14 protein-coding genes and 2 riboswitches are annotated in these 20808 nt (G+C 49.5%); of the genes, 4 read left to right on the top strand and 10 right to left on the bottom strand.

Annotated features, from left to right (window positions below):
* Positions 1-3: 3 nt before the first annotated feature.
* Positions 4-2538: an excinuclease ABC subunit UvrA gene (gene uvrA, locus PP769_RS05040; RefSeq protein ID WP_312645817.1), complete on the bottom strand. Its 2535-nt coding sequence runs from the start codon at positions 2536-2538 to the stop codon at positions 4-6.
* Positions 2539-2699: 161 nt separating this feature from the next.
* On the opposite strand from uvrA, the gene PP769_RS05035 reads away from it, so the two are divergent.
* Both PP769_RS05035 and ruvB read left to right on the top strand, forming a co-directional pair.
* Positions 2700-3257, top strand: coding sequence for a hypothetical protein (locus PP769_RS05035; RefSeq protein WP_312645816.1), 558 nt, complete (start codon positions 2700-2702; stop codon positions 3255-3257).
* A gap of 156 nt (positions 3258-3413) precedes the next feature.
* Positions 3414-4427, top strand: coding sequence for a Holliday junction branch migration DNA helicase RuvB (gene ruvB, locus PP769_RS05030; RefSeq protein ID WP_312645815.1), 1014 nt, complete (start codon positions 3414-3416; stop codon positions 4425-4427).
* Between the two features lie 858 nt (positions 4428-5285).
* Here the strand turns inward: ruvB and PP769_RS05025 are convergent.
* Positions 5286-5807 (bottom strand): hypothetical protein, encoded by a 522-nt coding sequence (locus PP769_RS05025; protein ID WP_312645814.1) that lies wholly within the window; start codon positions 5805-5807, stop codon positions 5286-5288.
* A 780-nt stretch (positions 5808-6587) separates the two neighbouring features.
* On the opposite strand from PP769_RS05025, the gene PP769_RS05020 reads away from it, so the two are divergent.
* On the top strand, positions 6588-7514 hold the full coding sequence (locus PP769_RS05020) for a formylglycine-generating enzyme family protein (RefSeq protein ID WP_312645813.1): 927 nt from the start codon (positions 6588-6590) through the stop codon (positions 7512-7514).
* 114 nt (positions 7515-7628) lie between these two features.
* On the opposite strand, the gene PP769_RS05015 is transcribed toward PP769_RS05020, so the two are convergent.
* The 4 genes from PP769_RS05015 to msrA all read right to left on the bottom strand — a co-directional run bounded on the left by PP769_RS05015 (position 7629) and on the right by msrA (position 12307).
* Positions 7629-8942 carry a matrixin family metalloprotease gene (locus tag PP769_RS05015; protein WP_312645812.1) on the bottom strand — a complete coding sequence of 438 codons (1314 nt, stop codon included), beginning with the start codon at positions 8940-8942 and terminating at the stop codon, positions 7629-7631.
* A gap of 112 nt (positions 8943-9054) precedes the next feature.
* Positions 9055-9495, bottom strand: a complete 441-nt coding sequence (locus PP769_RS05010; RefSeq protein ID WP_312645811.1) for a hypothetical protein — start codon at positions 9493-9495, stop codon at positions 9055-9057.
* A gap of 366 nt (positions 9496-9861) precedes the next feature.
* A complete protein-coding gene (locus PP769_RS05005) occupies positions 9862-11025 on the bottom strand; it encodes a COG3014 family protein (RefSeq protein WP_312645810.1) in 1164 nt (387 codons plus the stop codon).
* A 655-nt stretch (positions 11026-11680) separates the two neighbouring features.
* Positions 11681-12307 (bottom strand): peptide-methionine (S)-S-oxide reductase MsrA, encoded by a 627-nt coding sequence (gene msrA, locus PP769_RS05000; protein ID WP_312645809.1) that lies wholly within the window; start codon positions 12305-12307, stop codon positions 11681-11683.
* Between the two features lie 715 nt (positions 12308-13022).
* Between msrA and PP769_RS04995 the strand changes: the two genes are divergently transcribed.
* Entirely contained in the window at positions 13023-14426 is a 1404-nt protein-coding gene (locus tag PP769_RS04995; RefSeq protein WP_312645808.1) for a hypothetical protein, read from the top strand.
* Between the two features lie 510 nt (positions 14427-14936).
* Here PP769_RS04995 and PP769_RS04990 read toward each other — a convergent pair.
* The 4 genes from PP769_RS04990 to PP769_RS04975 form a co-directional block, all read right to left on the bottom strand.
* Positions 14937-15728: a hypothetical protein gene (locus tag PP769_RS04990; RefSeq protein ID WP_312645807.1), complete on the bottom strand. Its 792-nt coding sequence runs from the start codon at positions 15726-15728 to the stop codon at positions 14937-14939.
* Between the two features lie 76 nt (positions 15729-15804).
* A complete protein-coding gene (locus tag PP769_RS04985) occupies positions 15805-17493 on the bottom strand; it encodes an FG-GAP-like repeat-containing protein (RefSeq protein ID WP_312645806.1) in 1689 nt (562 codons plus the stop codon).
* A 54-nt stretch (positions 17494-17547) separates the two neighbouring features.
* Positions 17548-17624: riboswitch (cyclic di-GMP riboswitch) on the bottom strand.
* Between the two features lie 463 nt (positions 17625-18087).
* A complete protein-coding gene (locus PP769_RS04980; RefSeq protein WP_312645805.1) occupies positions 18088-20106 on the bottom strand; it encodes an Ig-like domain-containing protein in 2019 nt (672 codons plus the stop codon).
* The gene (locus tag PP769_RS04975) at positions 20030-20569 is read right to left on the bottom strand and encodes a fibronectin type III domain-containing protein (RefSeq protein ID WP_312645804.1); all 540 of its coding nucleotides are present in this window, start codon (positions 20567-20569) and stop codon (positions 20030-20032) included. The genes PP769_RS04980 and PP769_RS04975 overlap by 77 nt, the downstream gene beginning before the upstream one ends.
* A 54-nt stretch (positions 20570-20623) precedes the next feature.
* Positions 20624-20700, bottom strand: a riboswitch (cyclic di-GMP riboswitch).
* Positions 20701-20808: the final 108 nt, after the last annotated feature.

The raw sequence follows: 20808 nt of genomic DNA, 5'->3' as shown, positions 1-20808 counted from the left end.
TCCTCAGGAAGACCGGTTTTTAAAATCTTCTAGCAGCACCTGCCCTGTCCAGGATGCTTTGACCTTCATCACCGATTGGGGTGTGCCCTCCGCCACCACACATCCTCCTTGATCTCCACCTTCCGGCCCCAAATCAATGACCCAGTCCGCGTTCTGAATCACATCCACATTATGCTCAATCACAAGGACCGTATTTCCGGCTTCCACTAACCGGTCCAGTACATCCAACAACCGCTGAATATCCACAAAATGCAGTCCCGTCGTCGGTTCGTCCAGAATATAAAGCGTACGGCCAGTGGATCGTTTCGAGAGCTCCTTGGAAAGCTTGACACGCTGGGCTTCGCCCCCTGACAAGGTAGTCGCCGATTGCCCGAGTTTAATGTAATGGAGGCCCACATCTGATAAGGTTTGCAGTCGGGTTCGAAGTGGCGGAATGTTCATGAAAAACTCCAGGGCCTCAGCCACGGTCATGTTTAAGACTTCTGCAATCGTTCGGCCCCTGTAGGTCACATCTAAGGTTTCGCGATTGTACCGTTGACCATTGCAGGCCTCACAGGTCACATAAATATCCGGGAGAAAATGCATTTCAATTTTTATGAGGCCATCACCCTGACAAGCTTCACAGCGTCCACCCTTGACATTGAAACTGTAGCGGCCTGGCTTGTAGCCTCGCACTCGAGACTCAGGTAATTGTGCGAAAAGATCACGAATGAAACTAAAGAGGCCGGTATAAGTGGCGGGATTCGAACGAGGAGTCCGTCCAATTGGGGACTGATCAATATCAATCAGTTTATCCAGCTGCTCAAGTCCACGTATGTCTCGACACCCCTCAAACACCGGTTTCTTCTGTGAAAAACCCTGTCCCAGGGATCGGAACAACACATCTACGACCAGAGTACTTTTCCCTGACCCTGACACACCGGTAACACAGGTCAACAGGCCCAATGGAAAGTTTACAGTCACGTGCTGAAGATTGTGCTTTTTCGCACCCACGACGGTCAAAAATCCTTTGACCTGCCGTGCACGTTGGATCAAGGACACGCGGCGGCTCCCTTTGAGATATTGACCGGTCAGCGAGCCTGGATGAGCCATCACCGCCGAGGGAGGACCATGAGCAACTAATTGTCCACCTTCCACACCGGCTCCCGGCCCTAAATCCAATATATAGTCCGCGGCGCGCATGGTCTCGGCATCGTGCTCAACCACCACCACGGAATTCCCCATATCACGCAATCGTAACAATGTTTGGAGTAACCGTCGGTGATCCCGCTGATGCAATCCGATACTGGGTTCATCCAGGATATATAGCACGCCCACCAATCCCGATCCGATTTGTGTGGCTAATCGAATCCGTTGCCCTTCCCCTCCGGACAAAGTGGCAGAAGGGCGATCCAGGGTGAGGTAGCCCAATCCGACGTTGAGCAAAAACTCCAGCCTCTCCCGAATCTCTTTCAGCACCCGCTGCCCAATCATCTGTTCGCGATCGGTGAGAATTAACGCATCCATAAATGCCAGGATATTCCCCACAGACAGATGGGTCACCTCAGCAATAGACTGCCCCCCAATTTTTATGGCAAGGCTTTCCTTTCTCAGGCGACCCCCGCCACACATCGCACAGGGGGTATCGAAGGTCCATTCCTCCCATTCAGAATGACTGGAAGCTTCATACCCAATACCATCACATCCCTCACACGCACCGTGAGGGCTGTTAAATGAAAAAATTCTTGGGGAAACTTCGGAATAGCTGACACCACACTGAATACACGCCAGGTGTTCACTATAGACCCGGACTTGATCATCTTCTGTCAGCACTCCAACGAGTCCTTGCGCCATCTTGAGGGCCGTTTCTACCGAATCAGCCAAACGCCGAGTCACCCCGATCTCTGGCTTGACGATGAGTCGATCAACCACAATCTCAATGGAATGCTTACGTTGTTTATGTAAATTAATTGACTCCCCGAGATCCCGAATGTTTCCATCAATACGAGCCCGAACAAATCCAGCTTTGCGAGCTGCCAGTAGTTCTTTGCGATATTCGCCTTTACGTCCTCGCACAATGGGAGCCAATATGTGGATTTTGGTGCCAAGAGGAAGCCCGATTATGGCATCCACCATTTGTTGTACCGTTTGCGCCGCAATGGCATTTCCACAAAGATAGCAAAAGGGTTGTCCGATTCTGGCAAATAGTAGACGAAAATAATCGTAGATCTCCGTGACCGTCCCCACCGTGGATCGAGGGTTGTGACTCGTCGTCTTTTGTTCGATGGAAATGGCAGGCGAAAGCCCTTCAATGGAATCCACATCCGGTTTCGTCATTTGGTCAAGGAATTGCCGGGCATAGGCGGAGAGTGATTCGACATATCGACGCTGGCCTTCGGCATAAATCGTGTCAAAGGCCAAAGATGACTTACCTGATCCGCTTAACCCCGTAATGACCACCAACTGATCCCGAGGTATCTCCAGGTCGAGATTCTTGAGATTATGCTGGCGAGCGCCCCTAATCACGATAGAGTTGTTCATGGAAGCCGAGTATATCATACGAATCCCCTTTACTGTGGCTTCTCTTTGACCAATAGAATTGACCCTTACACAAAAGGTCGGATACAATCTTGCAGGCTTCATGTATCTCTTTTGTATAGACGGAATCGTATCCTTTTTTCCCAACCTTATTTTCATTTCCCTTATTGATGAGGAATTTCATGAAGAATTTGAAAGCAGCATGTATCCTGACTGCCACTATTATTCTGACGAGTCTTTTGACAATTTCTTCACAAGGATGGGCCGCCAAATACGAACTCACTCGCAACAGCATTGAAGAGGCGAAGGAAATAAATGCTGCAGAAATTTCACTCTATCGAGTGAAATTAGGGGACCCAGAAGCCACTGCGGTGGAGGCCCTCGTCGAAGCAAGAATTTCCGGTGTTCGGGCAGAACAAGAAGGCACCTTCATTCTGTTATGGGACAAAGAAAATCCAACTGGGGCAATGGCAGGGGTCCGTATCACTGATGGGAAAGTGGATCTCATATTTATAAATAATCGATTTGCCCATAAAGTCCGTGGCATCTTCCGACACATTCTCGGGGCCAAATCCACGAAAGAAATTCGCGATCTGCTGGGACCAGAGGATTTCCCCAATGAAACACTGATGGGTGCCAAATTATTGTATGAAAAGCAAGGCTTTCTCGTGAATTTCCTTGAACGGCAAGTAAATGTGGAATTCTGCCTTGGCTGCCAGGATCTATTTTCAGGTTTCTAGATGGCCTGGTTGGAGCCTTAGTTTTATCTCACTTCGCAGTCTGCTTTCAGTTATTGAGTCATTTCCCGAAAGAGGGAGCTCTCCTCCCTCTTCTATTTTCCCAACACCGTCAAGAATGCATTTCTTACAATAGTTCGGTTTAGACTGATTCCATATATGGACGACCGGATTCTTACCACTCATCTCATAGAAGAAGAACAAAGCCTTGAGGGGACCTTGAGACCTCAACGCTTAACGGAGTATATCGGCCAGGAGCGGATGAAAGAATCGCTTCGGGTTTGTATTGACGCGGCAACGGGTAGAGGAGAAGCCTTGGACCATGCCATTTTTTATGGACCTCCTGGGTTAGGAAAAACCACCATCGCTCATATTATCGCCAAAGAAATGGGGGGCACGATTCGCTCCACCTCAGGGCTGGTACTCACCCACGCGGGCGACCTAGCCGCCATTTTGGCAAATCTCCAGCCACGGGATGTTCTATTTATCGATGAAATTCACCGGTTGCCTCCAGCGGCCGAAGAGGTATTGTATCCCGCCATGGAGGATTACCAAATAGATTTGGTGATTGGACAGGGCCCCTCCCTGCGCACCATGAAATTAGATCTCCCACCTTTTACGCTCATTGGAGCCACGACACGCGCGGGCTCCCTCACTTCTCCTCTGCGAGAGCGCTTCGGGCTTGTTTATCGATTGGATTATTATCTGCCTGAAGACTTGCAGGTCATCATTGCCCGCTCCGCTAAACTACTCGGAATCCACATTGAGGATGAAGGGGCGGGAGAAATTGCCAGCCGGGCTCGTGGGACTCCCCGTATTGCTAATCGATTAGTCAAACGTGTGCGTGACTTTGCCGAGGTTAAAGCCCAAGGACGGATCACGAGATCTGTTGCACAGGAAGCCTTACAATGGTTAGGAGTCGATCAGGCAGGATTTGATGAAATGGACCGCAAAATACTCTTGACCATAATCAGAAAATTTAAGGGAGGACCAGTTGGCATCGACGCATTGGCCGCAGCGGTCCAAGAAGAAAAATCCACATTAGAAGATGTATACGAACCTTTTCTGCTTCAATCTGGATATCTGGATCGAACGGCCCGAGGGCGACAAATCACCTCAAAAGCTTTGCAACATTTTGGAGAAAATCCGAATTTCTTTTCGATTGGGATCTGATCCGATCTTCCCTCCTCCATTACCTATCATTAAATCTATCCACCATTCCTTTTTCTCTCTCACTTTTTTTAAAAAATGCTTCCGCCCCTTCCCCTCGTTTGCTGTATTGACGGTATCTGAAAAATAATCGGTATAGTAGAGCAAACTGACAACCGTTTCATGTGTCAGTTGAATAGAATATGTTTGTCTAATCCATTAATACAACAGTGAGGTCTTCACCATATGAATTTACGCGTCTTATCCTCCTTTCCCTTTTTTTACAGGAAAACCTCAGCATCCTTGAAATGTTTGGCCCTGAGTTGCGGTGTTTTTTTAGCCTTTCTCTATTCCTTGAGTCTGATAACCTCAGCCTCGGCTGATGAACTGCCTATCGAGTTTGGGGATTCCTGGGTGGAAGACGGCTACATTTTCCATGTTGATATTCAATTACCACCCTACAATAATTATTGCACAACATCTGGGAGGGGTTTCATTGGCTTTAACGTGTACTATGAAGACACGAGAAGCCTGGATGGAGAGTGGGCCTTTGGTATTGCCCCGTGGCCCGAGGGGTTTGCGTCTGAATCCAAAGTGGGGTCCCACATGACTGCTGTCGCTCCTCAAATATATTGCACCAGTTTTTCCCCCTGCACAATTCAAAATGTTCAAATTGTAAAGGCTTGGTGCCCACCGCTAGAAGGAGAAAGTTTTTATGCACAATAAATCCGCATTCTCCTGTGCGTTCTCAGAACCACCAACCTCATTCTTAGAGTTCATAAAAATTTTGAATAGATGTAGAATAGAAGAAATTTTCTATTCCTCCCGGGGAGCTGGGATAATAGATATCTCCATCCATAAAAAACGCAGTGCCAGGCAAGACTATTTTTCAGGGGTTACAGGCGGAACCCCAGGATCCAGGATGGCTTTCACGTCCTGAATTCCCCTTTTCGCACGGTCGACATAAAATTGGTTGGCCAAGCCTTGGTAGGTTTCAATAACCCGTCGATAGGTGCCCAGGGACTTGTTGTACTGTTGGTTTTCAGAAAAATAACGGGCCAATGCTAACCAATTTTCCGCAGCTGTTTCTTTGGCCGTTTTAATAATTTTCCATTCCTGCGTTTTCTCACCCTGCCTCATCTGCCCTACACGACGAAGCAGGCGTTCTTCACTTCTTAGCGCAAGTACCTCAATCTGTTCATTTTCAAACATAGCTTGCTCAACCTGATGTGATTGCAAATAACCATAGAACATTTCCACATGGCCTTTAATGATATCCGCCTGCTGCTGATACTTATCTCCGATGCACGCAGCTAGAGTGCCTACCATGAGTAGACCACAGAACATTTTCAAGCAGACACACTCCTCCATGCGAAAAGCAGAATTGATAATAGGGTTATTCATGTTCCCCTCGCAAATACCCTAATGGTTAGCCTATTGTTTAAACACTCCACAAACATCCTCGCCAAGAACTCATCCGTGACAATCAGTAAATTCTCATTTTGGACCTAGCCCACAAGCCTTTCATTGTTTTGCAGGATACAACCTTTGCCCGATGGATTGTCATGATTATTTGATGACTAGAACTCTGGACCGATCGGCCAATTGTTCCTGGACAACCTCATGACAGGTGCAACTCCCGCTCCTGCCCTTGAAAAGAAACCACACACAACACATTCTCTAACGGCTGAAGGATACTCAGGTGATGTCTTTAATACGGCTCAAATAACACGGACCTCATCGTCAAGATTTATACGGACCAGGCAGGGACATTTCAACGCAGCAACACCACCATTCACAGAAATTTCCTTTTTGTATCAGCCTTGTTATACATTTTTGTTACCAACCTTGAGACCAGTGCCTGCTCGCAAGATTGCCAAGCCATAAAAACGCGTACTGCTGTTGAATCCGGCATCTGTGGGTGTTTTTCTACTCGCCCGCCTTACAATTTCTGACATAGCCAGATACCACATGCCCTGCGCCAAGCTGTTTCACTTCGCACGAGTCCATGCTGTGTCCATAGCCAGATTTTCAGACTATCCTAATCCTCTTACCCGGTGACTTTCGAACCTATACATCGACTAACCATATTGTCATGTTGCATCTCCAGCTATATCCGGCTTGCTCACAAAGTGCCCTTCACGTAGACTGCCCTCATTTGATTTTCAATCCACGACTAGAAACATGCTCCACACATTCTTCCTAGCGTTCACGGCAGTTCGACTCTTACATTATCGTTTGTTGACGGCCTTCCTTTCCATAGGGCTACTCTGGGGATCTTCCTGCTTGGCAATCGGAGAGACCCACCTACCTCCTGACGAAGTTGATGAGCATATCGCCCATATCGCCAGCTTGGCCAAACCCTCCCCACAGGTTACCATTCCCGAAGGAGTATTTTTGATGGGGACCAATCGTCGAGACGATCTTCGGCATAGTCTTGAAATGCATTATGACGACACGGAATTCCCTCAACGTCACATTTGGGTGGATAGATTTCTCATGGATCGGCATGAAGGCACCTTAAGCGAATATCTGGCATTTTTGCTAACAACCAACAGGCCGGTCTCTCATGAGTTACGAGGACTCATTTGGCATCTCATTAGTGTGCATTTCATTCCTGACCAGGCACTCGCTTCCTGGCCGGCACTCTACATTACATGGGAGGAAGCCAAAGCATTTTGCGAACATCATTACAAGAGACTGCCGTCAGAAGCTGAATGGGAGAAAGCGGCAAGAGGGGAATCTGCCCGCATCTTTCCGTGGGGGGAAATGGACCCGACAGCGGACTTAGCCGTATTCGGACAATATCACGTCCATGAAATTCCTCTGGTTGCAACGGTGGATAGCTTCGAAGATGGCCAAAGTATTTATAAAATATTGCATTTGGCGGGCAATATCGCGGAATGGGTTAATGATTGGCTGGGACCAGATTATTACCCCATCATGCCAGCAAGAAATCCGCCTGGTCCCAAATCGGGGCGATATAAAGTTGTACGGGGCGGATCATGGAAAAGTCGACCAGTCATGTTGCGGTCAGCGACTCGTGGAGGAGCCATTCCAGAAGAACGGTCAGCGAACATCGGCTTCCGCTGTGCTCAATCCTTCCCCTAATACGGCTAATTTTTCTCAACTTCTCGGAAACCTGTCATTAGGCCAGCGTATCAACGGGATCAGGGCAGGTAGGCCATAAAGCCTCTCTGCCCTGTATTCACAAGTGCTGAGCTATTAATGTGTAGGAGTATGAGTCACGGTAAGATTGAAATGCGCGTCTGAATATCCCCGAACTTTTACATGGACCGCGGTCCCGTTGGTGGGCACATCAAGGACGCACTTTTCTTCCGCACCCGAGAGATAAGGACGACAATCATAGGCAGTCGTTGTCGGATTCTGGTTGAACCGAACATAGAGATCGGGATCACCGGGACTAGCTTCTCCATGCATAACCACTTCCACTAATGTTCCGGGAACCACCATAAAGGGGCCATAGGTTTGCTCTGCATTCTTGGCCACACTTTGTCCGACAAACGTTTCCGTTTTTGGTCCGCAGGCTATGGGTCCCGGCGGTTCGTCGGGTCCCTGACAAATTGCGGTATCAATGGTGAATCCCTGCGCAGGGCCATACAAACACGCTGCCCCATTTTTATCGATGTTGGTCAGGGTCAAGGTCCAATCCCCTTTACCGTTACATTGCGGATAATGCATGACCGAGAAGGCATCGTAACTGGTTAGCGGTCGCCAATTACTATCTTCGAAACAGGTACCCGAATCCGGGCGGGTATGCTCATGCCGGAATCCAATCGTATGACCTAATTCATGTCGCAATATCCCCTGTAACGATAGCTTGCCATTTGGATCCAGTTGAAAAGAACTGTTATCCACCAAGACATTTCGCGAGGACCGTTGCTCATTCGGGAAAAAGGCTCGAGCCAGATATTGGCCATTCACGTTGACCGGGCGTACATCAAAAACCACATTCGGGTTAGACGCCGTGCAAGAATCATCCTCTCCTCCCACATAAATGAAATCAACGGCAGCCACCGCCTCCCATGCATTTCCGGCCGCCTCCATGTCGGACTTCATTTTTTCATAATTCGCGCCAAAGGTTTTACTAACGCAGTAGGTCAGTTGCCGTTTTTCTATAGAATTCCACACTGCGTCCTGACCATTGACTTGATGAACGGTTAATTTCGTTCGAACCCCCTCGCGAGAGTTGATCGACTCCTTTATTCGAGTTTCAAAAAATTCCTGTAGAAGTTTTTCATTGAGAATGGGGGTATCACCGTTCACAATATATTTCCCACCTTCAAATGGTTCCTTATACGTTTGGGCTTTAAACTCCTCAAAGGTTTTATTTTTCCACTCGTCTCGTTTCTGTTCTGCGTTATCCGACAAAATTTGCTTGCCCTGGTCCGGAGAATTTTTGTGCCCACTGTCAACAGCTGGTCGTGGAGTCGTATGGAGTTGGGAACAGGCAGTCAATCCGATGACCATTCCTATCACCGTCAATGTCTGATTGAGAAAAATTCGACAATTTTTCATAATTCCACTCCTTTGAAAGTAATGATGAACCTCCCTGCTGATCAACAGGAGAACCCCGGGAACCACTAGATGCCGTCTAACCCAAAAAATATTCGTGGAGAATAAAAGTTGATCATGGAGGACAGGGCTCAACCTTTACGTTGATCAAATCCACTCCCTCGCCGAGTTGTTGAATCTGCTCAATTATTGAATGAGCCGAAACCACATCAGCAAATTCCGCGCAGAGCCTCGTCTCCCCTTCTATTCCAATACGTTGCTCAACCAATCGCCGGACCTCCCCGCGTTCCTGGGCGGACTTGAGAAGTGTGCGAGAGTCGGCCAACACCTCGATGGCCTGATCAGGTACGCCTTTCCCACGCGAAAGAGCATAGACCGCAATACTTTGAGGAGCAGGAGCTAGGGTTTCAGGAGGCTTGGCCTCTGCACACCCCTTGCTGGCCCCCATCATCATGACCCCAATGGCCAACAAGGTCAGGCCCAGTCGAAGAGACCCAATTAACCCGGTTTGCCTAAAAGGAAACAGCCGAGGATCTCCCAATGGTGTGTATGTCATAAGGTATTCCTTTCATAAAGCAAGACCTATTCCCATGATAATGTAGTATGACATACATGGGGGGGTTAAGAAAAAACCTAGGGAATAGCCACCTCGTATTCTTCTTTGCCGTTCTGTCACCTTATCTTTGCCTATTCATACATTCTCTTTTTCGATACACTTTGTATCTAAATAGATAAAATCCTCAGTAAAAAATTCATTCGGGGACGATATCCCTTTGGACCATTGGCTCTCAAAATTTCCGTAAGCCTCATGACCAATTAAATAAATATCTCCCTAAGCCATTTTATTTGGACGGGCATGGACCACTACCAGGAAGTAGGCAATCCCGTCGGAATGAAATGGTTTTGAAGAAAATTCCTATTTCTAAGAACTTAAAGGAGGGGCAGGAGCACGAGTCACCAAATAGTGCAAAATCACCTGATGACTATCACAGGGCTCAAAGCCCACATCGGACTCCTGAGTAACAACAACCGCTGCAGGGAGCAGTTCCCAATGACGTAAATCCGGACGTACGGTATTCTGAAACACTGTGGGAGCAACTTGCATTAACTGCGTGCCACCCAGAATGGACAAGGCACACAAATCATCACTGCCTCTTCCTCCAAGTGACGCTGCCCCCGCACATCCACCAACAGCCACACCGACCCCAAGAGAAAAAGGCACTAATCCATAAACCACGCCGACAGGTAAACGAATCCAACTCTGAATGTTCAAAAGAGGGTGGTAAGCATGATCATGCCTGTGCGCGATTTTTGCAAACCAACTTTCCGTTGAAAGACGTAGGCCCGTTTCAGAAACACACAACTCCTGAAAAGGGGGCTTGGGATGAATCACAAAGTATCCATTGGGGGCACCAAACAATTTGAAATCCCACTCGACCTCAGGAAAGCGACCAATTCCATAGACCTCCCACCGGGGGGTAGGACGAGCACCCTGATCCAGCCTGATCACCTGTTTTTGGGCAAACGATTGAAGAGCATGAGGCACATGCAGAAGAAAAGAACTGGTGGGCTCCGCCAGCCTGAACCAGTCGGTTCTGGCATCTCCTGGTTCACCAAGGACTTCCCATAGCACGGCGGAAAGCACAAGATTGACAGGGTCTTCACCAAAATTATACAACGGGGCGAACAGTTCATGGTCCAACCGCCGTAATTCCACTTTTGCATCCTCGACATGTCCGGTCCTCAGATAACTCGCGGCAAGCAAAACGCTTAAATATGCCCGCTCATACGATTCCAACACATAATCCGTAAGCACCCCATCAGATAAAAAGACCCCGGCCATTTCACGAGAGAAAGAAAATGTTTTATCGCGAAATCCAAATTGGGCTTCTTCCGTATACTCAATGACTGCGGCATCGCATTTTTGGGAAAAGGCCAGGCTTAATAGATTCAACACCTTAATCCGATTTGACCAATCAACGTCGGAACGAAGAATCCCACATTCATCCTTAAATGTTGGTTGTACCTCTCGCATCTGGCAACCCAATATGGAAAGAAGGAGGATCACCCCCGCCCATCTCCACATACACAACCCCCGACCGAAATGCGAAGGGAAAATTACCTTTTTCGGTTCTGGGCTACTGCGAGAGTCTTTCATACTTCCGGCGTTAAGGCAGGATTCATTCAATCTGGCTTTCATCCAAAGGAAGGAATATATCAGACTACAATTGAAGATGTCGGTTAAGATGCGGTCATTTGTTAGTAGCACGGATGGAAGAATCGCGATCCAAGATCCAAACGTAGGGGGAGGGAATAATGCGGTCTTAAGGCATTGCTCATTCTGATGGGCAATCCCATAACTGAAGAGACGGTGAATTCATAAGCATTACGATTGTCATGTTCCCGGACAGTGAAAAATTTGTCCAAGATTTCCGGAAACTTTTCTCACACCTCACGAGCGTAGATACTATGAATAGACTGCCTTCTAGATTTTGATGTAGTGCCTCGCCATAGGATTCAACTTTAGAACCATCAAAAAAAGCAACATTGGCTGCCTGTGAACTGGCGGAAGAAAAAAGAAGTCGGGCGACGCCAGCAACGCGGATCATACCCAACAAGCTCACACGGTATGTGCCGGCTATTAAAGGTCAAGAGAACAAGAAGAAGCCTACCACCTTTACAAATCCAAGACCATAAATTAAATGCCAGAAAAGGGTGGGGGGTAAGTCCTTTTGATGTGATTATGGCCTTCCCCACAACTCTTCCAAACGCTGCGAACGTCCACAATTCCATTTATAAAACTTGTACCGGACGGGATTTTTTTTATAAAAATCCTGATGATAGTCTTCGGCAGAGAAGAAGACCGAAAACGGAACAATCTCGGTCACGATTGGTTGCGGAAATGATTTGGAACTCTCCACTGCCAGCTTGGATTCGTCGATTGCCATTTTTTGGTTTTCGTCATGGTAGAAGATTGCGGTTCGATATTGATCGCCATGATCACAGAACTGGGCATTCGGCGTGGTAGGGTCAACATTATGCCAAAACACCTCCAACAGACGTTGATACGTGACCTTGGTAGGATCGTAGGTCACTTCAACGGCTTCAGCATGCCCAGTTCCTCCGGCCGACACTTGCTCATAAGTTGGATGGGATAGGTGTCCTCCCGTATATCCAGAGACTACAGATACCACCCCATCAACTTTTTCATACACCTCTTCCATGCACCAGAAGCAGCCTCCGGCAAATGTGGCTTTAGCATATTGAGTCTTTTCTGTCGCAAGACTCACTTGAGAGAAGGCCGCCACTCCCCCTATCAACAGTGCCGCCAATCCAATGCTGAATGAAAAGTACCGGATTCGTTTCATCAAGGCCTCCATTTTTTCACCCATTCATTTAAGAACTGAGGGGCTTTGAGGAGTTAAAAATATACATCTTCCCGTCAAATGTGCGTACTCGTTAGTCTCAAGAAACTGAATATCATTACGGGGCCTGATTCTTTCGACATTACGAGGCTTTTCATAATCCCAAACTTCTCGCCAAACTCCCATACTTGGTGAGATGAAAAGTAGTAAAAATATGTATTCACTATTTCCCACATCCATTTTTGGGATCATACCGTTTTGAACATGCAGCCGTCGTTCGCGCCTTACAATACCTTTAGGGTAACACCATGTCATTATATCGTTTTAGGCATCCTTTGTGACTTTTGGATACAGATTTTCGATTATTTCAGGATTTCAAAAGCGAGATAGACACCTGATTCACCGAATTTCCGGGGTGGCCGCTATCTGCCTCCACTTTCTATCGTTTCTTTATCGCCACAATTCCTTTGTGGTTATAAAAGCACAGGGAACCTGTGTCTGGAATCCCCCAGATTCACTCAGGTTTCTCGCACATGGGAAAAACTTTCCAACTCCAAAATTGTTGCAATTTGAAATATTAGCAATGAGATCAACTCTCTTATTTTTCTTCTAACAAATATTTGCAATTTTGGAGGAAATTTCTGCCCATTTTGCCCTACGGCATCTGAGTTGCTAACCGATAAAGATGAGAGAAAAAACATAACGAAGGGGGCAGGTGATGGTGCGGACTGTTCTCTGGTTGGTTATGGGATGTCTACTTCTCCCATTTGCAAGCGATTCAGCCTTTTCTGCGGATACGATCCCGCACGTTGATCGATTAGGTCTGCGAACCGATTCACATTCCAATGCATGTGGCTCTCCAAACTATTCCTCTTTAGGACGTTCTTCGCCGTTCTTCTCCCCAAGCACGCCCTGTACTGTATCGAAGAATGAATATGCTCTCACTCGTTTCAACTTTAACCAAAAACGTGAACCGTTCAACCTTCAGAACGCTCGCGATATGCCCTCGCTGGTGAGCCAAGGTGGTAGCAGTTTGTATGAAGCATCAAATGATATTCCTCTTTTTCATGATGCCCTGTCCGCTGGAGTCCAGATGATGTATAGGGATCCCTTTGTAACGGACAACTCCGCAACGCCGTTAACCAACCGCATGGGAGCTCAAATCGTTCTTAAGGGGACCACAGCCAGTATGAAGTATCAAGCTCAGTATGGCTTCTCCGGGCAAGAAACCGGGAACACTTCACTGACGACGCCCAATGATCGGGTAGGAGGAAAACTGGCATGGGAATGGAATCTTCCGTTCGTCACTCCCCAAATTGAACTCAGCCGATTCACTAGTAATGTGGAGGGAGATCTCTCTCGTTCTCAAACCGTCGCTAACCAACAAAAATTTTCTTTGCTCTTGTCCGCTCCCAATTGGCCCAGCCTATCCCTTGGGTATGCCAGGCAGCAAAAAGACATTTTCACTCGTCCTGAGGGGCCTCTCTCCAATGTGATTAACACAGAAACCGTTTCCGCGAACATGTCGTTTCTCCACGGGGCGGGCAAGGGGGATTGGTCCTCTTATTATAAAACGTCTCAAAGTGAATATGGAGAGAATGGGTCAGAGGAGGAATTTGGATCAAAATTGGGTGGCACCCTGAATCTGTTAGAACCGGTAGATCTCACGCCCCAGTGGGGGTTTATCCGGCGAGTCAATTCCCGTGGCACGATGGCCAACGATCGGTTCTTTGCCAAGCTTGGTTCGAATTTTCGAGTTTCCCCAACTTCGACTCTCAAACCGGGAATTGAATTCGCCCGGGACCTGAATCGTTTTGATGCACTTCGTACTGACACGCTGGCGGCAAAACTTGGCTACGCCTACCTTGCTGTGGATGATTCCCTGCATGTTTCGATTCTTGGACAATATATCCTCAACCAACGCTCTAATATCCCCGCCAATCCTCAAATATACGACGTCTCCCTGTTATTCAAAAAAGACGTTCGGGACTACTTACATCTGAACCATCGCCAACAAACCCTCAGCCTCAAAATCGCACACAACCAGCAAATGAATAACTCTTCTTTTCAAACCCAATACGGCCAAACTTCTGCCATGTTGCTCGTGAGCATCATTCCCTGAGTACGTAGAGTCTCCCCTTACCTCACAAACCAATATTCCCATGACTTTCGAGAGGCATAGGCACAACGTATTTTCCATTCAACCCAGAATCGAAAAATGGAGTGTTCAGAATGGTCCATCCAGCAGGGCTACTCCTGATTGGACAAGCTAAGAATACTAAGAAGGAGGTGAACAGCCCTTTTTCCGAATTATTAAGACCTTTCTTAAAAATGACTTCTTTCAAGAAGGGGAGAGCAGGCAAAGGGAAAATGAGGTATACCCAGAGCAACACGACCCCATACGCAAAGCCAGAATGTCGAAATGGCATGAGCAGAAAGCAGGCCTTGCTGTTAGCCCTACAAATTTTCCAATAGGAGAGGCCCGCTTTAATTAGTATGAATAGTTCCCTGAAATTAAGAACTCTCTGCGAAATACGATTACGTAATTGTTCTGTCTTTTCTCCTTATAAATATAGAGGAGCCTATCCTGCCAATAACAGGCAAGACGGTGGAGAGAGCTTTTGGTTCGACTTTATGGGTTCAGGGGAAGAAGCATTTCTTGTTGAATATTTTTCGGTACGGGTTGAATTTTCATAGGAGGAAATCCGGTCGGAGGAATGATTTTCATCGCGGGCTCACTATTTCCCGCCGGAGTTATCGGCATGTCTCTAGTATTGGCTGGGGAAATTTGCATGGATGCTCCGGGCGCAGGTGGACGAATCTCCATAGGAACATTCCTGATGGCGAACACCTGTCCACCGAACCTTCGCTTCCCATGAGATTGCCGTTCAGATCTGGGCACATTCTTATTCATCTGACTTTCACTCTCCCTATCTAACCCATGGCTTCCTAACCCGCTTTTTGGGACTGCACTGGCCTTTTGCCCCGAAGGTTCCCGTTCCCAGTCTTTAACCTTCTTATCCGATAGGGATACTTCCGGTGAGACCTTAGCCATCACATGGAGTGTGGTGATTTGTCCAGCCGCATTCAATGTAAAGGCATAGTCCCACTGACCCAAAATTTTCGAGAGTGCCCTGTGCAAGGGTTCATTCTGTAACCTCACCGAAATGACTTTCTCCAATTCTGCATCCGGTGCCACATAGTCAAGGCCCAATTGTTTTTGCAACTGACCAAGGACTGTGCGCAGAGATACCTGGTGCAACTGACCAGTCAATCCTCCGGAATCGACATGAAGCGGAACCTGTCGATCAGTGGCCAACACCATATCCGGCAAGCCGCATAGACTGATGCCCAGAAGTACTCCGCCACACACCATGAAGAAGTGGCGTCCGCTCCCTAGCTGTCGTTGAGCTTGATATGTCATCGTTCACCCCTACATGTTACCCAGACCAATCACTTTTTGAAATTTGAGGCAACTGGTGATGTTATTCCCACCCATCTTATTTTTGTATTTCCCAGTTCACCGGGGTACTGCCCGGAAACCCCACCGAACCAATTTTCAACCCATCCATCAGCCACACTGCCACTTTGCCATTCGTTCGATTTTGCAAGATCACATCTCCCTTACCATCTCCATCCGCATCACTCACCTGCCTAATGTCCCATTCAAGAGGTATGCCTCCTATAAAACCTGCCAAGGGTGTCGTCACCCCGTTCATCAGCCACACCGACACCATTCCACTTTTCTTATTGCGCCAGATCACATCCCCTTTACCGTCCCCATTGACATCTCCAAGTAGTTGAATCTCCCAATCCAGTGAAGTGCTTGAGGGAAAGCCCACCGCGGTAATGGTCAACCCGTTCAGTAACCAGACCGCCACTGTGCCATTCGTCCGATTCTGCCAAACCAGGTCGGCCCTCCCATCGCCATTGATGTCGCCCACTTGCTCTATTTCCCACACGGTTGGAGTGCCTCCAAGAAAGCCGACAGAGCGAATCGACAGCCCATCCATAAACCATACAGTCACCATTCCACTTTTCTTATTGCGCCAGATCACATCCCCTTTGCCATCCCCATTGATATCACCGATCCCCTTAACTACCCATTCGGCTGACACACCACCGGGAAAGCCGAACGATTGTATTGTCCCCTCCTTCATTAGCCAAATACCCACCACTCCACTTATGGTGTTCTGCCAAAGGATGTCGCCTTCACCATCACCATTAATATCTCCCACCTGCTTAATCTTCCATTCTGTAGAAGTACTTCCCGGGAAACCGACTGACGTAATGGTTAGCCCATTCATCCGCCAGACAGCGACTTCACCGCTACTCGCATTGCGCCAAAGCACATGAGTAGTCGGAGGCGTGATATCGGGAGCGGGGCCCTCCGCTGGTTGAACGATGACGGAATACATACTGCCACTCCCCCCGCTGGCATTGCCCCCGAGAGTGATCGTCCCGGCCGGAAAGGCCCGAGCATAGAGGTGGAGAGTCGTATCCGAGGTCACCAGATTCTTGCCCGTATCGGTAAAGCTGCTCAACCATGACGGTTTTGGCGTGAGCCGCACGTCATAGGCCACCGTGACGGACACCGGCTGATTCACCGTAAAGCGGAGGAAGGCGGCCGTCGTGGCCGCTTTATCATTATTGGCCGTTTGAATATAGGCCGCGCCCTGCACACTCGTGGGGACCGAGGTAAATGTATAGGCGCGGTCGCGATACACCGTCCCCCCGGCTTGGAGGCCGACGGCGGACACGCTATACGCTGACCCACTAGCGACGGTCAGATTTGAAATACTGAGCGAAGAGGGCGGCGGCGGACTCGAGGAACCGGAAGAGTTGGAGGACGGTGCAATATATTTTTTCACCTCGGGGGAGGGAAGACTTTCATTGCCCGAGGCATCGAAAGCCGTAACCGTAAAATAGTGCGTTTTGTCCGTGAGTAAGTTGGTATATTGATGGGTCGTGATCTTCCCGACCGTCGTGGGAACCCCATAGACCCCGGGGTTGGTTCCTCGATAGATCCGATACCCCGCTAAATTGGCCTCTTGATTGGCGGTCCATTGGAGGGTAGCCGAATCACTGGTGGCGGCTTGTGCCCCTTGCGGGAGAAAAAGGAGACAACTGCCAAGTATACACCACGCTAGACACTTTTTTAGACGACTCGCCGCACGAACATCGGACATGGGATACCTCCTTCGCACACATACAGAGGCCCCATTCCCGCACGTCTCCCTTTCTTCGGTAACCCGGCTATCAGAAATTCTGACCCGTGGCTTTGCGTCCCCACTTCACAATGGGTTTGCCTTTATCGGAAAGAGGCCACTCGTTTATGCTGTGTTATGCCATCTTCGTTCGAATGATTCAAGCTCGCTCTTGAATGGGAGAAGACACAGGCTCTTGTTACTTCACGGGCTTTTATCGGTGGATCTCCAAAAGCCTTTAAGGCATGAACCAGGCGGGGGAAGTTGGCGAATTCTTCTGGCACTTGCCGTCCAATCATGATCGTTCTTGAACGGCACGTTTGCCAGGTCTTCTTCCTTCTCCTTGAGACGTGCGCAAGGCGTGAAGGCTCAAAGCTTACTTGACGAGGCCCTCTGGTTTGGAATACGAAAAGATCCATTCGCGAAGCTTTCCTTCACCGAAAGCCCAGACGACATCGCATCCCCTTCCAGGACCCACCTGGGATGCAGGGTTTTGATCATGGCCTTCGGCGTCGGATAGATGCGGACAACCAAACAAAAAGCTCAATAGATGGATCGAATTCTTCCAACACAACATCATTGGACCACAGGTTGGACGATGACGGAATACATGCTACCGCCCTCCCCACCGGCATTGCCCCCGAGAGTGATCGTCCCGGCCGGAAAGGCCCGAGCATAGAGGTGGAGGGTCGTATCCGAGGTCACCAGGTTCTTGCCCGTATCGGTAAAGCTGCTCAACCACGACGGTTTTGGCGTGAGCCGCACGTCATAGGCCACCGTGACGGACACCGGTTGATTCACCGTAAAGCGGAGGAAGGACGCCGTTGTGGCCGCTTTATCATTATTGGCTGTTTGGATATACGCCGCGCCCTGCACACTCGTGGGGACCGTGGTAAATGTATAGGCGCGGTCGCGATACACCGTCCCCCCGGCTTTGAGGCCGACGGCAGGCACCCCATACGCTGCCCCACTAGCGACGGTCAGATTGGAAATGCTTAATGGGGGCATGGTTGGAGTGGCAACAGTACTGGTAACGAGCGCTGAGGGTTGAACAATGACGGAATACATACTGCCACTTCCCCCGCTGGCATTGCCGCCGAGAGTGATCGTCCCGGCGGGAAAGGGCCGAGCATAGAGGCGGAGGGTCGCATCCGAGGTCACCAGATTCTTGCCCGTATCGGTAAAGCTGTTCAACCACGACGGTTTTGGCGTGAGCCGCACGTCATAGGCCACCGAGACGGACACCGGTTGATTCACCGTAAAGCGGAGGAAGGCCGCCGTTGTGGCGGCTTTATCATTATTGGCCGTTTGAATATAGGCCGCGCCCTGCACACTCGTGGGAACCGTGGTAAACGTATAGGCGCGGTCGCGATACACCGTCCCTCCCACGCGAAGACCGGCGGCGGACACGCCATACGCTGACCCATTGGCAACGATCAGGCTGGTAATCGCTAATGGGCCCGTGGTTGGATTATCGACAGTGGTAGTAACTGGCGCTGAGGGTTGAATAATGACGGAATACATGCTGCCGCTCCCAACCCCGGCGTTACCCCCGAGAGTGATCGTCCCGGCCGGAAAGGCCCGAGCATAGAGGTGAAGGGTCGTATCCGAGGTCACCAGATTCTTGCCCGTATCGGTAAAGCTGTTCAACCATGACGGTTTCGGCGTGAGCCGCACGTCATAGGCCACCGTGACGGACACGGGTTGATTCACCGTAAAGCGGAGGAAGGCCGCCGTTGTGGCCGCTTTATCATTATTCGCCGTTTGAATATACGCCGCGCCCTGTACACTCGTGGGGACCGTGGTAAACGTATAGGCGCGGTCACGATACACCGTCCCCCCGGCGCGAAGACCGGCGGCGGACACGCCATACGCCGACCCAGTAGCGACGGTCAGGTTGGTAATCGCTAATGAGCCCGTGGTTGGATTGGTTGTGGAAATAGTTGTTGGCGGCGTAGTTGGATTGGCGACGGTTCCGGTAACCGGAGCTGAGCTTGTGGTATTGCCTGCCGCATCGCGGGCAATCGCGGTCAATGTATATTGACCGGAAACCAATCCAGTCGTGTCCCATATTTGCGAGAAAGGGAGTGTCGTATCCTCCGCCCCCAGATTGCTCCCATTGAGTCGGAATTGTACACCCACCACTCCAGTATTATCTGTGGCGATGGCCGATACGGTAACGGTGCCACTCAGGGACGTCCCATTTTGGATGCCACTCAAGGCTACCGTGGGAGGCGTGATATCGGGAGCGGGGCCCTCCGCTGGTTGAACGATAACGGAATACATACTGCCACTCCCCCCACCGGCATTACCCCCGAGAGTGATCGTCCCGGCGGGGAAAGCCCGAGCATAGAGGCGGAAGGTCGTATCCGAGGTCACCAGATTCTTGCCCGTATCGGTAAAGCTGCTCAACCACGACGGTTTTGGCGTGAGCCGCACGTCATAAGCTACCGTGACGGACACTGGTTGATTCACCGTAAAGCGGAGGAAAGCCGCTGCCGTGGCCGCTTTATCATTATTAGCCGTTTGGATATAGGCCGCGCCCTGCACACTCGTAGGGACCGTGGTAAAGGTATAGGCGCGGTCGCGATACACCGTCCCCCCCGGCTTGGAGGCCGACGGCGGCCACCAGGTACGTGGCTCCACTGGCAACGGTCAGATTCGAAATACTGAGCGAGGAGGACGGCGGCGGACTCGAGGAACCGGAAGAGGGGGAGGACGGTGCGATATATTTTTTCACCTCGGGGGAGGGAAGACTTTCATTGCCCGAGGCATCGAAAGCCGTAACCGTAAAATAGTGCGTTTTGTCCGTGGGTAAGTTGGTATATTGATGGGTCGTGATCTTCCCGACCGTCGTGGGAACCCCATAAACCCCGGGGTTGGTTCCTCGATAGATCCGATATCCCGCTAAATTGGCCTCTTGATTGGCGGTCCATTGGAGGGTAGCCGAATCACTGGTGGCGGCTTGTGCCCCCTGCGGGAGAAAAAGGAGGCAACTGCCAAGCATACACCACGCTAGACACCTTTTTAGACGACTCGCCGCACGACCATCGGACATGGGATACCTCCTTCGCACACATACAGAGGCCCCATTCCCGCACGTCTCTCTTTCTTCGGTAACCCGGCTATCAGAAATTCTGACCCGTGGCTTTGCGTCCCCACTTCACAATGGGTTTGCTTTTATCGGAAAGAGGCCACTAGTTTACGTTGTGTTATGCCATCTTCGTTCGAATGATCCAAACTCGCTTTTGAGTGAGGAGACACGTGACCAATTACTTCACGGGCTTTTATCGGTGG

It is taken from the genome of Candidatus Nitrospira allomarina (assembly GCF_032050975.1).
GTDB classification, from domain to species: Bacteria; Nitrospirota; Nitrospiria; order Nitrospirales; family UBA8639; genus Nitrospira_E; species Nitrospira_E allomarina.
Note: the sequence above shows the minus strand (reverse complement) of the source record. Positions and strands in the feature narration are given on the sequence as shown.